The organism is Lysinibacillus sp. K60, assembly GCF_019731275.1.
Classification (GTDB): domain Bacteria; phylum Bacillota; class Bacilli; order Bacillales_A; family Planococcaceae; genus Lysinibacillus; species Lysinibacillus capsici.
The window spans coordinates 198,643-214,799 of the sequence record NZ_JAASJR010000004.1 but is presented as its reverse complement, the minus strand read 5'-3'; the positions used below and the strand labels follow the sequence as shown (position 1 = coordinate 214,799).

Genomic DNA, 16,157 nt, shown 5'->3' with positions numbered 1-16,157 from the left:
CTATTAGTACTTGGTTTTTACGTAGTTCTTCTTGAAAATAATATGAAAATTATCGTATGATAAGGCTATAATAGGAAAAAAGGGAGGCACGTACGATGACTGTTACAATTTATGATGTTGCAAGAGAAGCAAATGTTTCTATGGCAACGGTCTCTCGTGTAGTCAATGGTAATCAAAACGTAAAACCAGCAACACGAAAAAAAGTACTAGAAGTAATTGAACGATTAGAATACCGTCCAAACGCTGTAGCGCGTGGATTAGCAAGTAAGAAAACAACAACAGTTGGCGTGATTATCCCAGATATTGCAAACAATGTTTATGCAGAGCTGGCTCGTGGTGTAGAGGATATTGCCACAATGTATCGTTACAATATTATTTTAGCCAACTCAGATCAACATGAAGATAAAGAGTTACAGCTACTGGATACAATGCTTGGAAAACAGGTTGATGGTATTGTGATGATGAGTGATGAAGTAACAGAAAAGATGCAGCAAACGATGGATCATTCGCCAGTACCAATTGTGCTTGCAGGCTCTGTGGATGAATCCCAAACAATTGCAACTGTCAATATCGATTATTTCCAGGCGGCTTATGAAGCGATATCTTTACTAATTCAAAATGGACATACACGCATTGGTTTCGTAACGGGTCCACTTTCGTATACAATTAACGGAAAATTCAAGCTAGCAGCCTATAAGAAAGCATTGCAGGATGCTGGTTTACCAATAGATGAAGCATTAATTGCTGCAGAAGAGTCCAGCTATGATATGGGCTTAGAGGCATGGGAAATTTTATCTGCTCTTGAACAGCCACCAACAGCTTATTTTGCAGGAAGTGACGAACTGGCCATCGGTTTAATTCATGGCGCACAAGATGCGGGCAAAAATGTTCCAGAAGATATTGAAGTTATCAGCTTTGAGAACTCAAAGTTAGCACGAATGGTTCGCCCACAGTTAACAAGTGTCGCGCTACCGCTTTACGATATTGGAGCTGTTGCAATGCGTCTGCTGACAAAATTAATGAGCAAGGAAACTGTTGAGGACGAATCGGTTATTTTACCACACCGTATTGAGCATCGACAATCTGTCAAAAGTAAATAATGATACCTAACACGTAAATCGCTTATGAAGGATTTGCGTGTTTTTTTACTGGAAGGAACGTCAAAAATAGAGGATAGCGTTTCAAAAATGAGGGATAGAACAAAAGAATTGATGGATATACGACCAAAAGACCAAAAGCATTAATCTAATTTAAAAAGCCCCACGAATATCGTGAGGCCAAGAAATTAATCCCGTCTTTCATTCCGAATAATATGTAGCGATTTGGCTAACATTTGAGCATTCTTTTCCTCTATTTCTGCTTTACGCGGAATTGGCTCATATAAAGGCATCGGGTCCTCCCATGTTGGAATAAAAGGAACAGGGGCTTCTGGTTGCCAGCGATCCAACCATGCTTGAGGGAGTGGCCCCATTGGTAACACTTGGTCAGTCATTTCCAACCATAACATGGACCAGGCACGGGGCACCACTCGCCAAATATCGTAGCCACCGCCACCCACTGCAATCCATCGACCATCACAATATTCATGTGCTAATTGATGAGCTAGCTTAGGAATTTCGCGATAAATATTCATTGTTCCATGTAAATGTGTTAATGGATCAAAATAATGTGCATCTGCCCCATTTTGCGTTAATACAACATCTGGCTTGAAAAATTCAAAAATCTCTCGCATTGACTGTTCATAGATCTCTAGAAAACTTTCATCCTCAGTAAATGCATCCATTGGAAAATTAAAGGAGGTTCCATAGCCTTGACCATTGCCACGCTCAGTAATATTTCCGGTTCCAGGGAATAGATAACGACCAGTTTCATGTATGGACAGTGTACAAACATTAGGATCCTCATAAAAGCTCCATTGGACACCATCCCCATGATGGGCATCTGTATCTACATAAAGTACACGAGCGTTGTACTTTTCCTGTAAGTAACGAATAGCCACTGTGCTATCATTGTAAATACAAAAACCTGATGCACGACCACGGAAACCATGATGGAGTCCTCCACCAAGGTTAAGGGCGTGTTCGGCTTTTCCTTCCATTACATAATCAACAGCGGTTAAAGTTCCACCAACTAGCTGTGCACTTGCTTCATGCATATTTTCAAAAATGGGGGTATCTTCAGTGCCAATCCCGTAGCTTTCACATTGTGCTTCTGATAATTCACCATGCCCTGCTTTTTTTACGATATCTATATATTTTGAGTCATGTGCAAGCAATAGTTCTTCTTCCGTTGCAACACGTGCTGGTACAATATCTACATCATCGAGAGCATTAATATTTTTTAGTAAATCCATAGTTAGCGTCAAGCGTTTATGATTGAAAGGATGTGTATCTGAAAATTTATATCCGAGTTGTTCTGGCGAGTAAACGAATACAGCCTTTTTCATTATAGTGAAACACCTGGTAAATTTGGCCATAGGACATCAAAGCCCTCTTTGCGTAGATCTTCAATCATTGCTAAAGGATTTAGTGTTTTTACTCGGACGCTTAAAATTTTGTTTTGTGTATTTTCAGAGTCAGGATAAACTAAGACGCTTTGAACATTGGCATGATGTTGATGAAATATTTTTGTAATTTCAAATAAAACTCCCGGTGTATCGGATACCCGAATCTCGATTTTTGACCCAGGCTCTGTAGCACCAGTCAGCTCTATATATGTATAGAGTAAATCTGTTGTGGTAACAATGCCTACCAATTTTCCACCAGAGACGATAGGTAAACAGCCTATTTTTGATTCGTAAAACGTCAGTGCTACCTCTTCAACAAAATCTAGTGGATGACCTATAAGGGGGTCTTTCACCATAATATCCTCTACTTTTGCATTAAAAATAGGAGAGTTTGGTTCATCCTGCAAAGATGAGGGCAAGACCTCTTTAATATCTCGTTCAGTAATTACTCCTAAAACGTGTTGTTCATCATCTACAACTGGTAAATGACGAACTTTCTTTTCACGCATTAACTTTAGTGCCTCCTGCACTGTATTGGTAGGAGCTAATGTATAAGGCTTATCATTCATAATTTCTTCTACAATCATATAAGCATCCCCTTTGTATTAGTTTTAATACATGAAACGATTTCTAAAACGAAGTCTATCAAATCTTTCCATTGTCTCAGGAGGCACCCGTTTTCCTTCGCGTGCCATCAGGCAATTGGCTGGATGTGATGTAATTTCAGGATCATCTGTTGCAAAATATTCGAAACCAGCAGAGCTCATCATTTTCTCCATCATTTTGCGGTAATCCCAAACATTTAAACCAGTTCCTTTTAAATCCCAATGCCAATAGTACTCGGTAGTAATCACAAGATAATCTTCCATTTCATCCCCCATAAATGAAACGGCTAGTAGTGCCTTCCCAGCACCAGTACCACGGTAGTCTGGAATGACTTCAATGGCACCTAATTCAATCATGTCATCGATACGATCTTCTGCCCATCGTTCAAGTGGATCGGGGTAAAGATAGGTAACATAGCCTACAATAATATCTTGGTTTCGAATAATAATAATTCGGCCTTCGGGTAGTCCAGCAATTTCTATAAGGGCCTGCTGTTGCTGTTTTGGAGGTCTGAAGGCAACCAAGCCTTCATGGAATGAATATGTAGCTAATTTTTCTGGAGGCACAGGTCCTTCCACATACACAGTACCATGCTTTGTTTCCTTTGTGACAGAAAAAAAAGTTTTTTTATGTTCCATAATTACACCACCTGAGTTTAATAATTCCATTATAGCTGATTTCTTGCGTAAAAACGCTTATTTTTGCAAAATATACCTGTATTTTTGGAAAAATAAAAATATTGAGACAATCCATCCTAATTCGTGTAAAATAAGATTATATTGCTTCTGTTATTTAACAGATAAAAGTAGTGCCATTAGGGATTCGACCATTAATACTACGGATAACTGTTATATAACAAATGCTACATATCAATTTTGCTTTTGAAAAATTCTCTGATTTTCAACAGGGGGGATTGTTGAAATTTAGTCAAAAACAAAAGCAAAGAAAGGGGTATTTTCATGGGGATGAAAATGAAGGAGAAGTTAATGGCTTTACCTGGTCAACACCATTTAACGAATTATGAAGAAGTGGCAGAATCTCATAATTGGGCAGATACGGAAAAGGCATTTAGTTGGAGCGAAACAGGTTTAGTGAATATGGCATATGAGGCCATTGATCGCCATACCGAAACACACCGCAAAAATAAGGTGGCATTGTATTTTAATGATGGTAAACGGAAAGAGGCATATTCATTTAATGAAATGAAAAGGTTAACAAACAAAGCAGCAAACGTTTTTAAAACGACTACTAATCTGCAGAAAGGTGATCGTTTATTTATTTTTATGCCTCGTTCACCTGAGCTTTATTTTTCATTATTAGGTGCGTTGAAAATGGGGGTTATTGTTGGACCATTGTTTGAAGCTTTTATGGAAGGTGCCGTGTATGATCGACTTGCTGATAGTGAGGCGAAAGTATTAGTCACGACACCCGCTTTACTTGAACGTGTACCCTTAGCTAAATTACCTAAATTGGAGCATATCTTTTTAGTAGGGGAGGGCATTGAGGAAACAGCTCAAATCCTAGACTTTACTAAACATTTAAAAGAAGCTTCAGCTCATTTTGATATAGAGTGGGTAGACAGAGAAGATGGGATGATTCTTCACTATACCTCTGGATCAACAGGTGCTCCAAAGGGCGTATTGCATGTCCATAATGCTATGATTCAGCAATATCAATCGACGCAATGGGTACTTGATTTACGTGAAGATGATATTTATTGGTGTACAGCCGATCCTGGATGGGTTACAGGAACAGCCTATGGCATTTTTGGTCCGTGGTTAAACGGTGTAACAATGCTAATCGTCGGAGGAAGATTTTCACCACAAGCATGGTATCAGGCTATTGAAGATTATAGTGTGACAGTGTGGTATAGTGCACCAACAGCGTTCCGTATGCTGATGGGGGCAGGTAGTGGCTTGCTTGAAAGCTATGATCTAACATCTTTACGCCATGTGCTGTCTGTTGGTGAGCCGTTAAATCCAGAAGTTATTCGCTGGGGAGTAGAGGAACTAGGTCATCGTATACATGATACATGGTGGATGACAGAGACGGGAGCACATATGATTTGTAATTATCCTTCGATGGATATTAAGCCAGGTTCAATGGGGAAACCTCTTCCTGGTATTCATGCAACGATTGTAGATGATGCAGGCAATGAGGTACCACCATTTACAATGGGGAATCTAGCTATTCGTCGTGGTTGGCCTGCCATGATGCGCCAAATTTGGGGAAACCCAGAGCGTTATGAGTCTTATTTCCTGAAAGGAGAATGGTACGTTTCTGGAGATTCTGCCTATATGGATGATGAAGGTTACTTCTGGTTCCAGGGGCGTGTGGATGATGTCATTATGACGGCTGGTGAACGTGTAGGACCTTTTGAAGTAGAAAGTAAGCTACTTGAGCATCCGGATGTAATTGAAGCAGGTGTTATCGGGAAACCAGATCCGGTGCGAGGCGAAATCATTAAAGCCTTTGTATCCTTACGAGAAGGGGTTGAACCTTCTGATGCATTAATTGAAGATATACGTGATTTTGTTAAAAAAGGTTTATCTGCACATGCAGCACCACGTGAAATAGAATTTAAAGATAAATTGCCAAAAACACGTAGTGGTAAGATTATGCGTCGTGTTTTGAAAGCTTGGGAATTAAATTTACCAACTGGTGATTTATCAACAATGGAAGATTAATTAATTATCTAAAACATCAATTGATATTTATACAACATGTGCATAAAAAGAAGGCAGGGATTCATTCGATGGGCGAAAGGATTCTTGCCTTCTTTTTTCTGTTTTTACAATAGTATAGAAGTGAGAGTAGGTGAAATATTATCTGTTTCAAAAAAACAATGAATTAAATAAAAATTCAGTTGACTTAATAAATATGCAGACGTATACTATTTTTAACTTATTTCAGAGGTGAGTGCAGTGAAAGTAGGTATTGTTGGAGCAACTGGATATGGTGGTCTAGAACTTATTCGATTTTTACATAATCATCCAGCTGTGGAACGAATTGATTTATTTACTTCTTCAGAAGAGGGTGTCCAATTTTCTTCGAAATTTGGTCATCTTGTTAGGATAGCTGATACACCGTTACAAAAGATAGCGTATGACACTTTAGAAAAATTCGATGTTGTTTTTACGAGTACACCATCTGGAGTGACAAGTGAGCTATTACCGCCTTTGGTTGGGAAAGGACCAAAGCTAATCGATTTATCTGGTGATTTTCGGTTAAAAGATCTAGCAAGCTATGAAACCTGGTATGGCAAAAAAGCTGCACCGTTCCATAGTGTTCAACAAAGTGTATATGGTTTAACAGAATGGAATGCAGAGCTTATACGTCAAGCAACACTCGTTGCTAATCCGGGTTGCTACCCAACAGCAGTTTTATTATCCTTACTACCACTTGTAAAAGAACGTTTGATTGATCCTAGTTTTCTAGTTATTGATGCAAAGAGTGGCATTTCAGGAGCAGGCAATAAGCCCTCACAAACTACCCATTTTAGTGAGACAAATGAGAATTTTTCGATCTATAAAGTAAATACACATCAACATATTCCCGAAATTGAACAGGCACTTTCCATGTTTGCTCAAGCAGATACAAAGGTTACTTTTAATACGCATCTGGTTCCAATGACTAGGGGAATTTTGGCGACCTCCTATGCACCAGTAATGCAGGGAATTACAGAGTCGCAATTGATCACTTGCTTACAGGCAACCTATGAGAATCACCCATTTGTTCGAATCGTTACGGATGCATCTAGTTTAGGGACAAATCGTGTCAAGGGATCAAATTATTGTGACATTCTAGCGAAAGTAGATCCCCGTACAAATCGCGCTACAATTGTTAGTGTAATTGATAACCTTGTCAAAGGAGCAGCAGGGCAAGCTATCCAAAATATGAATGTGCAATTTGACTTACCCCAAACGACAGGGCTAGATGTCGTACCGTTCTTTATTTAACAGCATGCAGGAAACTGTATGCTTCTCTTATTTATTAATCTAAGGAGGAATTTCGGATGACAGTTACCACTTCAACGACTCTAATGAAAAAATTATCAAGTAAAAATATTGTTTCACCAAAAGGCTTTAAGGCAGCTGGATTACACTGTGGTTTAAAGCATAAGAAAAAGGATTTAGCCCTTTTGGTAAGTGAAGTCCCAGCAAGTGTTGCGGGTGTTTTTACTACAAACGCTGTGCAAGCAGCACCATTAAAAGTTACGAAGGAAGTTGTTTATGCAACTAAGAAAATGCAAGCGATGATCGTCAATTCAGGCAATGCGAATGCTTGTACAGGTAAACAAGGTGTAAAAGATGCCCAAACAATGCAAGCGCTAGCTGCGGAAAAATTAGGGATTGCACCAAATTTGGTGGGAGTTTGCTCGACGGGTGTTATTGGAGAAATGATGAAATTAGAGCCAGTAGCAAACGGTATTCTACAGTTAGAGCCAAAGGACAATTTAGAAAGTGCGATTGACTTTGCACAGGCTATTTTGACAACAGATACCGTCATGAAAAACACAAGCTATAGTACAACTGTGGATGGCAAGGAAGTTATTGTTGCAGGTGTAGCAAAAGGTTCAGGTATGATCGAACCTAATATGGCCACAATGCTAGGCTTTATTACAACAGATGCCAATATTGAATCTGAGGTGTTGCAAGCAGCTTTATCGACTATTACTAATTTAACATTTAACGCTATTACAGTTGATGGGGATACGTCCACTAATGACACAGTGGTAATATTGGCTAATGGCTTGGCAGGGAATAATTCTTTAACACCAGAGCATCCAGATTGGCAAAATTTCTTTTACACTTTGCAAACAGTAGCGGAAGATTTAGCAAAAATGATTGCCAAAGATGGTGAAGGAGCAACGAAGCTTATCGAAGTGGAAGTTGTTGGTGCAATTTCAGACGAGGAGGCACGTAAAATTGCAAAAACAGTCGTTGGTTCACCACTTGTAAAGACTGCTGTTTTCGGCTGTGATGCTAACTGGGGGCGTATTATTGCAGCAGTAGGGTATAGTGGCGCAACAGTTGATCCAGATAAAATTACCATCCAAATCGGTGGTGCTACTATGGTAGAAAACGGTGAACCAATTCCTTTTTCTGAGGATGAGTTAATTCAAATATTAAAAATGCATGAAGTAAAAATCTATGTGTCCCTTGGTGTGGGTGATGGTAAGGGGCATGCTTGGGGATGTGACTTAACATATGACTATGTTCAAATCAATGCATCATACCGCTCATAAACGTATGGTCATTAAGCTTGGGGGCAGTACACTGGAAGGTTTAAATGAGGCTTTCTTTGATAATTTTAAAAGATTACAAGAGAGTGGAGTACAGCTGATTATTACCCACGGAGGTGGGCCAGCCATAAATCGAGAATTAGCTGTCCAAGGCATACAATCACATACATTAAATGGAATACGTGTCACGAACGAGGCTGCAATTAAAGTTGTCCAATCGACCCTAATAGGGCAAGTAAACACTGCATTAGTTCATGAGTTAACAACAGCTGGTATAGCAGCCATCGGATTAAATGGCTTTGATGGTCAGTTGATGGTCGTAGATTTTTTAGATCAAGAGACTTATGGCTATGTCGGAGCTATTAAAAATATCAATACATCCTTATTGGAAGCTTTAATGGGTGTAGGGATTGTACCTGTTATTGCCTGCGTAGGTGCCACCGAAGCAGGTCAGGCTCTTAATATTAATGGCGATACGGTAGCCAGTGAAATTGCTTTAGCCGTCGGAGCAGATAGCTTACTACTCGTGACGGATGTGAGTGGTATCCGTATTGAAGATGAATATCAAGCAATAGCTACACCTAGTCTTATAGATCAATGGACAGAGCAGGGCCATATTTACGGTGGAATGATTCCGAAAGTGCAAGGAGCGATTGACTGTTTACGGGCAGGGATTCCTTCTGTACAAATCGTAGGTGCAACTTTAATTGGTACAACAATTGTAGCCACAAGTGAACTTCTTTCTTCCTAGTGTTCTAAATAGGATAGCTTGAGAAGTATAGTTGTTGAAAGAAACTATTTTAAATGATAGTGGAGATGATAAGATGAGTGTTTTATTTGAGAATTACGGCAAGCGTCGTGCACAAATTGTCAAAGGTCAGGGGACAATTGTTGAGGATTCAACAGGGAAGCAATACTTGGATTTTACTAGTGGCATTGCTGTGGTGAGTCTTGGACATGCTCATCCAGCCGTTGTACAGGCACTTCAAGAGCAAAGCGAAAAGCTATGGCATATTTCAAATCTTTTTGAAATACCAGGTCAGGAAAAGGTGGCAGAAAAATTAATTGCTAATACACACTTTTCACATGCCTTTTTTTGTAATAGCGGGGCTGAGGCTAATGAAGCGGCCATTAAATTAGCTCGTAAGCATACAGGCAAACATCATATTATTACATTTGAAAAATCATTCCATGGTCGTACCTTTGGAGCAATGTCTGCAACAGGTCAAGGCAAAGTACATAATGGCTTTGGACCACTCGTAGAAAAATTTTCGATTTTGCCCTTTAATGATGCTGCTACACTTGAAGCAACCGTTGATGATTCTGTGGCAGCTATAATGTTAGAAATGATTCAGGGAGAGGGTGGCGTTAATAGTGTATCGGCAGAATTTGCAGCAGCTATTGCAAAAGTCTGTGAGGAGCAAGGTATACTACTAATTGTTGATGAAGTGCAAACGGGCATTGGGCGAACAGGAACACGCTATGCATTTGAACAAACGGTATTAAAGCCACATATCATAACTTTGGCAAAAGGCTTAGGTGGTGGTTTCCCTGTTGGTGCAATGCTCGGAACTGCTGAGCTTCATGCTACATTTAGTCCAGGAACACATGGTACAACATTTGGTGGAAACCCTCTTGCGATGAATGTGGCACAAGCTGTTTTGAATCATGTGTTTGAGCCGGATTTTTTACAGCATGTACGAGAAATATCTACCTATTTTGTGGCACAACTAAGGTCTCATTTACCTTCTAGCTATACTGTTCAAGGTCAGGGTCTCTTGTTAGGGATTGGCTGTGGGGACACGGAAATAGCGCCTTATATCGCGGCAGCGGAAGAAAGTGGTCTTTTATTAGTAGGGGCAGGGCCAACAGTTATTCGTCTCTTGCCTCCATTAACGGTCACAAAGGAAGAGATTGATAAAGCAGTAACTATTTTAAAGAACATATTACCGTGATACACTTAAGCAATGAAAGTGAGGCACCAGCGGCAAAAATCCCTTTGAAATTAGGAATGAACAAAGAATCTGCTAGTATCTAGTAGATTCTTTGCGCTATAAATGCTACTGTAGCTGTTTTACTAATGTTGTCACTAATTTTGGTAGCCAATCTTCAAGCTGACTAAACGTAAATCCTGCCTTCTCGGCCTTTGCATTGGACATATACCAATCAGCAGGCACCCCATAAGGAGACTGTGATTCCTCATCACCACCAATGAGGGAAATTTTTGCGCGCTGACCACTCGCTTCTTCGATTAGAGCAATTAGATCTTTGAGAGACATTGCCCCTGATGCGGTAGCATTGTATGGTCCCTCAATAGGAGTAACACCCGCAAAGTATAAAAATTCAGCTGCTTCTTCATCTGTAATATAACTCATCTTTGCATCAATGTTCGGTAAAGTAATCGGCTGATTCTGTAAAATATGTTCAACGTGGAAATGTAAACGTCGAGTATAATCATCTTCACCCATCACAATTGGGAAACGTACAGCTACGACTGGGAATGAAGCTTCTTTGAATAATACTGCCTCCGCTTGTCGTTTTCCTTCTCCATAAGAAAATTGCTCTTGATGTCCCATGCGAATTTGATACTGGTATGGATCAAAGTCTTCTTCCTTTTTCATTTTACCATCTACCTCATAGGTTGAAAGAGTAGAAGTAAAGACCAGCTTTTTCGTTTTCCCTTTTAATATCTCGCAAATCGCTTGTGCCTCGTTGGGCGCATAGCAAATATTATCATAGACAATGTCCCATGTTGTATTGGCTAGTGCCTGTTCTAAAGCATCACGATCATTACGATTTACTACTAATTGCTTAACATGTGTACCAAAGGGATTGCCACTTTGACCACGTGTTAAAATCGTTACATTATGTCCATTTTGAATACAAAGATCAACTAGCTTTTTTCCAAAAAAACGCGTGCCTCCTAAAATCAATATGTTCATATATTTTCACCCCTTCAAAATAGTAGTCCTCTTAATAATGACAAAAAAACAGACTAACTACAATTCATAAGTAAAATGCAGTAAGTCTGTTTAATTGATTATCTACTACAAATGCTTGCTAAGGCATAATGGATTAGCGCCTTGACGTTTCAGTTGGAGTAGTGGTATTACCATTGTCTCCTCCGTTTGTGCCATCTCCAGGGTTATCAGATCCATCACCATGGCTTCCGGATCCATTTCCATTATTGGAGCCATTGTCGTTGCTACCAGAACCATCACCGTTATTGGAGCCATTGCCGTTATTACCAGACCCGTTCCCGTTATTGGAGCCATTGCCGTTACTACCCGAACCATTACCATTGCCATTAGTAGGTGGCGTTGTAGGTGGTATTGGTTCTTGGTCGTTTTCCTCTGGGTCAGGTTCGTTTTCACTACCGCCAGTAGACACAACATTGGAGTGTGGTGATGTTAAACCTGTAATATCTACAGCGACCACTACATAAGCTTGTCCACTAGCAACCGTAATGCTTTGTGTTGACTCTAGTACGGACGTTACAAGTGTATTACCGCCATTCGTAACGTTGTAGATACGATAACCAACAACATCATTCGATGACTCTGACCATGATAATGTAGAGCCATTTACTGAAGCTGAGACAGCTGCTGGAGGGCTACCATCTGCTGGGAAATCAACAGCTGATACAGATGAATTCGACAATGTAGAATTCTTTGGTAACAGACTAGCAGGGTTCCCGCCAAGTCTACCTAACATTCGTTTAATAAAGTCTTGATTAATGCCTGCGCCACCTGCTTTTACAAACTCGGCTGGTGTATTTGGCAACGCATTATAAGTTTTTCCTTTAATCGTCACAACACTTGAAGAGGCTAAGCTATCATCAGGTTGTGAGGGTAAAAATACTTTCGCATTAAATAAATCTGAGCGTACAAGACCTGCGCTAGCACAAGCTGCAGAAGGGGCCATGCCGGAAATGCCACAGAATGACGCAGTCACAACATTTTTAGGCGCCTTAAAACTTGTTGGTGGGTCAATTAGCTGAGGGTCCGCATCGTAAACGGCATTCATTAAAGTACCCCATAGCTTATTCACCCGAACGCTTGGCTGTAAATAGGTATTGTTAAATGCATAAAGTGTACGAGGTTGATCGTAACCCATCCAAACACCAAGAGATACATTAGGGTTATAACCAACTAACCAAACATCTTTATATTCTTGAGAAGTCCCTGTTTTTGCAGCAAAATCAGAAGAGAACTTTAATGTATTTCGTGCCATTGTCCCTGTTCCTTTAGTGAGAACATCACGTAACATATCTGTCACGATATAAGATGTTTCTGGGCTAAATACTTGAACAGGTTCTACTTCATGTTGGTAAACAATATTACCTTCTTGGTCTTCAATTCGATCAATCATATAAGCGTCAATGAATTGGCCACCATTTGCAAAGGTAGCAAAGGCATTTGTATTTTCTTCAACAGTAGTTCCTTCTCTTAAAGCGCCGATCCCAGTTGCTAGGTTAGTAAAATCATCGGGATGTAATTTTGAGAATCCCATTTTTACTAACAAATCTGCAGGGCGTCTACTAATAATATCATTATATAAACGTAGTGCTGAAATGTTTTGAGAATCTGCTAAAGCTTCACGTGCTGGGATAAGACCTCGCTCATCACTCGTAATATAGTTACTTGGACTCCAAGAACCGACTGAGAATTTCACGTCAACTAATGGGCTACCCGCACCGATTACGCCATACTCAATGGCAGGTCCATAAACAAGTAATGGTTTCATTGTAGAACCGTTAGAACGATAAGCTTGTGTTGCATGGTTTACTTGAGTGGTTTTAAAGTCTCGACCACCAACAAAGCTTAAAATGCGACCTGTCGTATTTTCTATTAAAATACTACCTACCTGTACTGGCATCTCAATATCAATTTCTTCACCAGTAACAGGGTCTTTCCCTTTACCAGTATACGTATGACCATAATACTGGAAGTCTTTTGCTGCTTTTTGCATTGCATCATACATATCTTTATTAATGGTTGAATAAATACGATAGCCTTTTGAGCGAACATCACGATCTGCTAAAATCGTATATTTATCCTTTAATTTCTTTTCTGACTTTAAGCGCTCTGGGTCAATCCCATCATCTTTTGCTAGTTTTTCAGCAATAATATCTTTTGCACGAGCTTCAAGCTCATAAGTCAACCAAGGATATCGATCCTCCGCGCGCATTTCTGGTCCACGGAAATCAGCAGCAATATCATAGTTTAACGCTTCATTATACTGTGCATCATCAATATAACCAGCTTCTTTCATACGATAAAGTACTGTTTTCATACGATCAATACCTGGTTTCAAAGCTTCTTCACTTTTCAGTTCACCTGTATTTGTAAATGGTGTATAAGCAAATGGTGCCTGTGGAATACCAGCTATGTACGCAGCTTGAGGAAGAGACAATTCTTTTGCTTTTACGCCAAAAATTCCTTCCGCAGCTGTTTCAACACCTGCAATATTTCGTCCTGAAGAGTTACGACCATAGGGAATGATATTTAAATAAGCCTCTAATATTTCTTCCTTCGTCATAAAATGTTCTAAACGCATCGCCAGTAAAATTTCCTTAGCTTTACGCTCGTATGATACTTCATTAGTTAGTACTTGGTTTTTAATAAGCTGCTGGGTAAGTGTAGAACCACCTGTTTGCGTTGCAGAGTTAGTGACATCTTGTAATAACCCACGAACAACCGCTTTAGGAACAATTCCGTTATGCTCTCGAAAATATTCATCTTCTGTTGCCAGAACAGCATTCACGACCTCTGGTGCAACATTGCTAAGCGAAGTTTCACGTCGATCTAAATCTGTCCTTAATTTCCCAATATAAATATCGTTGGCAAAATAAATCTCACTGGTTTCTTCATAGCTAAAAATTTGATCCCTTAACTCTTGTTTTGAGCGTAAGGGTTCTTCTTTCACAAGAGAAGCAAAATAACCAGCTCCAACTGAACCGACAAATACAGTGCCAACCAATGCAAAGACTAAAAATAGTAAAAATAAGTTCCAGGTAACACTACCTGAAATACGTAATTTCTTCATCCATTTTTGTTCAAGTAATTCATCGATCTTTGCATTGATTTTTTCAATCCAATCTTTCAATGTATCGACCTCCTAAAATCTTGTCTATTATAGCACATATTGTTTTGGCACGAACATAGTTATTGACTTTGAAAAAGAATCGTATAAAATTATGTTTATAGTTTTCTGGTGATGAAGAGTTTGCAGTAGTGTCTATATTCCCTGTTTAGAGAGCCGGTGGTTGGTGAAAACTGGTCATAATGTAGAGACGAATTACGTACTTGGAGCTTAGACGTGCGCGCCTGCGATAAAGGCGGCTGAATGAAGTGGAAGGTGGATGACATCTTCAAGCTGGGTGGTACCGCGTTAGTTTGCAACTTAACGTCCCTGCATGCAATTGTTTGCGTGTAGGGACTTTTTTTATTTAAACATGTCCATGCACGTAACGAATTTAACCATTTTAGGAGGAATGAACATGACAAACGAATTATTACAAGATTTAGAATGGCGTGGTTTGCTATACCAACAAACAGATGCGGAAGGCATGGCAAAATTATTAAATGAACAATCCGTATCTTTATACTGTGGGGTAGATCCAACAGCTGACTCCATGCATATTGGACATATTGTTCCATTGTTAACACTTCGTCGATTCCAAAAAGCAGGCCACCGTCCAATTTTACTTGTTGGTGGTGCAACAGGGATGATCGGTGACCCGTCTGGCCGTTCAGAAGAGCGTCAATTACAGACAGTAGAGCAAATCGATAAAAACGTTCAAGGAATCCGTAGTCAATTAGAACGTATTTTCGAATTTGCAGAAGATGGCAATGGTGCTCAGCTTGTGAACAATCGTGACTGGATTGGTAATATAAACACAATTGAGTTTTTACGTGATTATGGGAAATTAATTAACGTAAACTACATGTTAGCAAAAGATACGATTGCTTCTCGTCTTGATACAGGAATCTCATTTACAGAGTTTGCCTATACGTTAATTCAAGGTATTGATTACAATCATTTATACAATCACTACAATTGCCGTATTCAAGTAGGTGGCTCTGACCAATGGGGTAATATTACAACAGGGTTAGAGGTTATTCGTAAAACACACGAGGAAGAAACGAAAGCCTTTGGAATTACGATTCCATTAGTAACCAAGGCAGATGGCACAAAGTTTGGTAAAACAGCAGGTGGTGCTGTTTGGCTAGATAGTAAGAAAACATCTCCATATGAGTTCTACCAATTCTGGATCAATGCAGCTGATGCAGATGTCATAAAATACTTAAAAATCTTCACGTTCCTATCTCGTGAAGAAATTGAAGCTTTAGCCGTATCTGTAGAGGAGGAGCCACATTTACGTAAGGCACAAAAGGCACTAGCTGAAGAAATGACTCGTTTAATACATGGTCAAGAGGCATTAGAGCAAGCCATCCGTATTACAGCTGCATTATTCTCAGGAGATCTAAAAGCACTTTCAGCTGAAGAAATGAAGGATGCTTTTAAAGATGTTCCTTCTATTGAAATGGCTAAAGATGATAAAAACATTGTGGAGCTACTTGTGGAGGCGGGCATTTCCTCTTCCAAACGTCAAGCACGTGAAGATGTATCAAATGGTGCAATTAGTGTAAACGGTGAAAAGGTAACGGATTTAGAATATGTAGTCGATGCGAAGGATCGTTTAGAGGATGCATTTAGCATTGTTCGACGAGGTAAGAAAAAATATCATATGGTGAAATTTATATAATTTCTATTTGCAAAACCACATCCCAAAAA

12 protein-coding genes and 1 other annotated feature are annotated in these 16,157 nt (G+C 39.6%); of the genes, 7 read left to right on the top strand and 5 right to left on the bottom strand.

Features of this window, described 5'->3' with window-relative positions:
• The first annotated feature begins 95 nt into the window (after positions 1-95).
• A complete protein-coding gene (gene ccpA / locus HCH28_RS11365) occupies positions 96-1,100 on the top strand; it encodes a catabolite control protein A (protein ID WP_221681014.1) in 1,005 nt (334 codons plus the stop codon).
• Positions 1,101-1,285: 185 nt separating this feature from the next.
• Here ccpA and HCH28_RS11360 read toward each other — a convergent pair whose 3' ends face one another.
• Genes HCH28_RS11360 through HCH28_RS11350 form a run of 3 tightly spaced genes read right to left on the bottom strand, consistent with a single transcriptional unit; the run spans position 1,286 to position 3,750 of the window.
• Positions 1,286-2,446 (bottom strand): acetoin utilization protein AcuC, encoded by a 1,161-nt coding sequence (locus tag HCH28_RS11360; RefSeq protein ID WP_221681013.1) that lies wholly within the window; start codon positions 2,444-2,446, stop codon positions 1,286-1,288.
• On the bottom strand, positions 2,446-3,093 hold the full coding sequence (locus HCH28_RS11355) for an acetoin utilization AcuB family protein (protein ID WP_004226115.1): 648 nt from the start codon (positions 3,091-3,093) through the stop codon (positions 2,446-2,448). The genes HCH28_RS11360 and HCH28_RS11355 overlap by 1 nt, the downstream gene beginning before the upstream one ends.
• A 24-nt stretch (positions 3,094-3,117) precedes the next feature.
• Positions 3,118-3,750: a GNAT family N-acetyltransferase gene (locus tag HCH28_RS11350; protein WP_221681012.1), complete on the bottom strand. Its 633-nt coding sequence runs from the start codon at positions 3,748-3,750 to the stop codon at positions 3,118-3,120.
• A gap of 321 nt (positions 3,751-4,071) precedes the next feature.
• On the opposite strand from HCH28_RS11350, the gene acsA reads away from it, so the two are divergent.
• From acsA to HCH28_RS11325, 5 genes are all read left to right on the top strand, one after another.
• Entirely contained in the window at positions 4,072-5,799 is a 1,728-nt protein-coding gene (acsA, locus tag HCH28_RS11345; protein ID WP_370635378.1) for an acetate--CoA ligase, read from the top strand.
• Positions 5,800-6,036: 237 nt separating this feature from the next.
• The gene (gene argC / locus HCH28_RS11340) at positions 6,037-7,071 is read left to right on the top strand and encodes an N-acetyl-gamma-glutamyl-phosphate reductase (protein ID WP_221681011.1); all 1,035 of its coding nucleotides are present in this window, start codon (positions 6,037-6,039) and stop codon (positions 7,069-7,071) included.
• A gap of 56 nt (positions 7,072-7,127) precedes the next feature.
• Positions 7,128-8,360, top strand: coding sequence for a bifunctional glutamate N-acetyltransferase/amino-acid acetyltransferase ArgJ (gene argJ, locus HCH28_RS11335; RefSeq protein ID WP_221681010.1), 1,233 nt, complete (start codon positions 7,128-7,130; stop codon positions 8,358-8,360).
• Complete coding sequence (gene argB / locus HCH28_RS11330) at positions 8,323-9,108, top strand: acetylglutamate kinase (protein WP_221681009.1); 786 nt, start codon at positions 8,323-8,325, stop codon at positions 9,106-9,108. The genes argJ and argB overlap by 38 nt, the downstream gene beginning before the upstream one ends.
• A 73-nt stretch (positions 9,109-9,181) precedes the next feature.
• Positions 9,182-10,312 (top strand): acetylornithine transaminase, encoded by a 1,131-nt coding sequence (locus tag HCH28_RS11325; protein WP_221681094.1) that lies wholly within the window; start codon positions 9,182-9,184, stop codon positions 10,310-10,312.
• A gap of 105 nt (positions 10,313-10,417) precedes the next feature.
• On the opposite strand, the gene HCH28_RS11320 is transcribed toward HCH28_RS11325, so the two are convergent.
• Together HCH28_RS11320 and HCH28_RS11315 are read right to left on the bottom strand one after the other, a co-directional pair.
• A complete protein-coding gene (locus tag HCH28_RS11320; RefSeq protein ID WP_221681008.1) occupies positions 10,418-11,299 on the bottom strand; it encodes an NAD-dependent epimerase/dehydratase family protein in 882 nt (293 codons plus the stop codon).
• 133 nt (positions 11,300-11,432) lie between these two features.
• Complete coding sequence (locus HCH28_RS11315; RefSeq protein WP_221681007.1) at positions 11,433-14,465, bottom strand: transglycosylase domain-containing protein; 3,033 nt, start codon at positions 14,463-14,465, stop codon at positions 11,433-11,435.
• Between the two features lie 102 nt (positions 14,466-14,567).
• Positions 14,568-14,776, top strand: a binding site (T-box leader).
• Positions 14,777-14,859: 83 nt separating this feature from the next.
• Between HCH28_RS11315 and tyrS the strand changes: the two genes are divergently transcribed.
• Positions 14,860-16,128: a tyrosine--tRNA ligase gene (gene tyrS, locus HCH28_RS11310; RefSeq protein WP_221681006.1), complete on the top strand. Its 1,269-nt coding sequence runs from the start codon at positions 14,860-14,862 to the stop codon at positions 16,126-16,128.
• Positions 16,129-16,157: the final 29 nt, after the last annotated feature.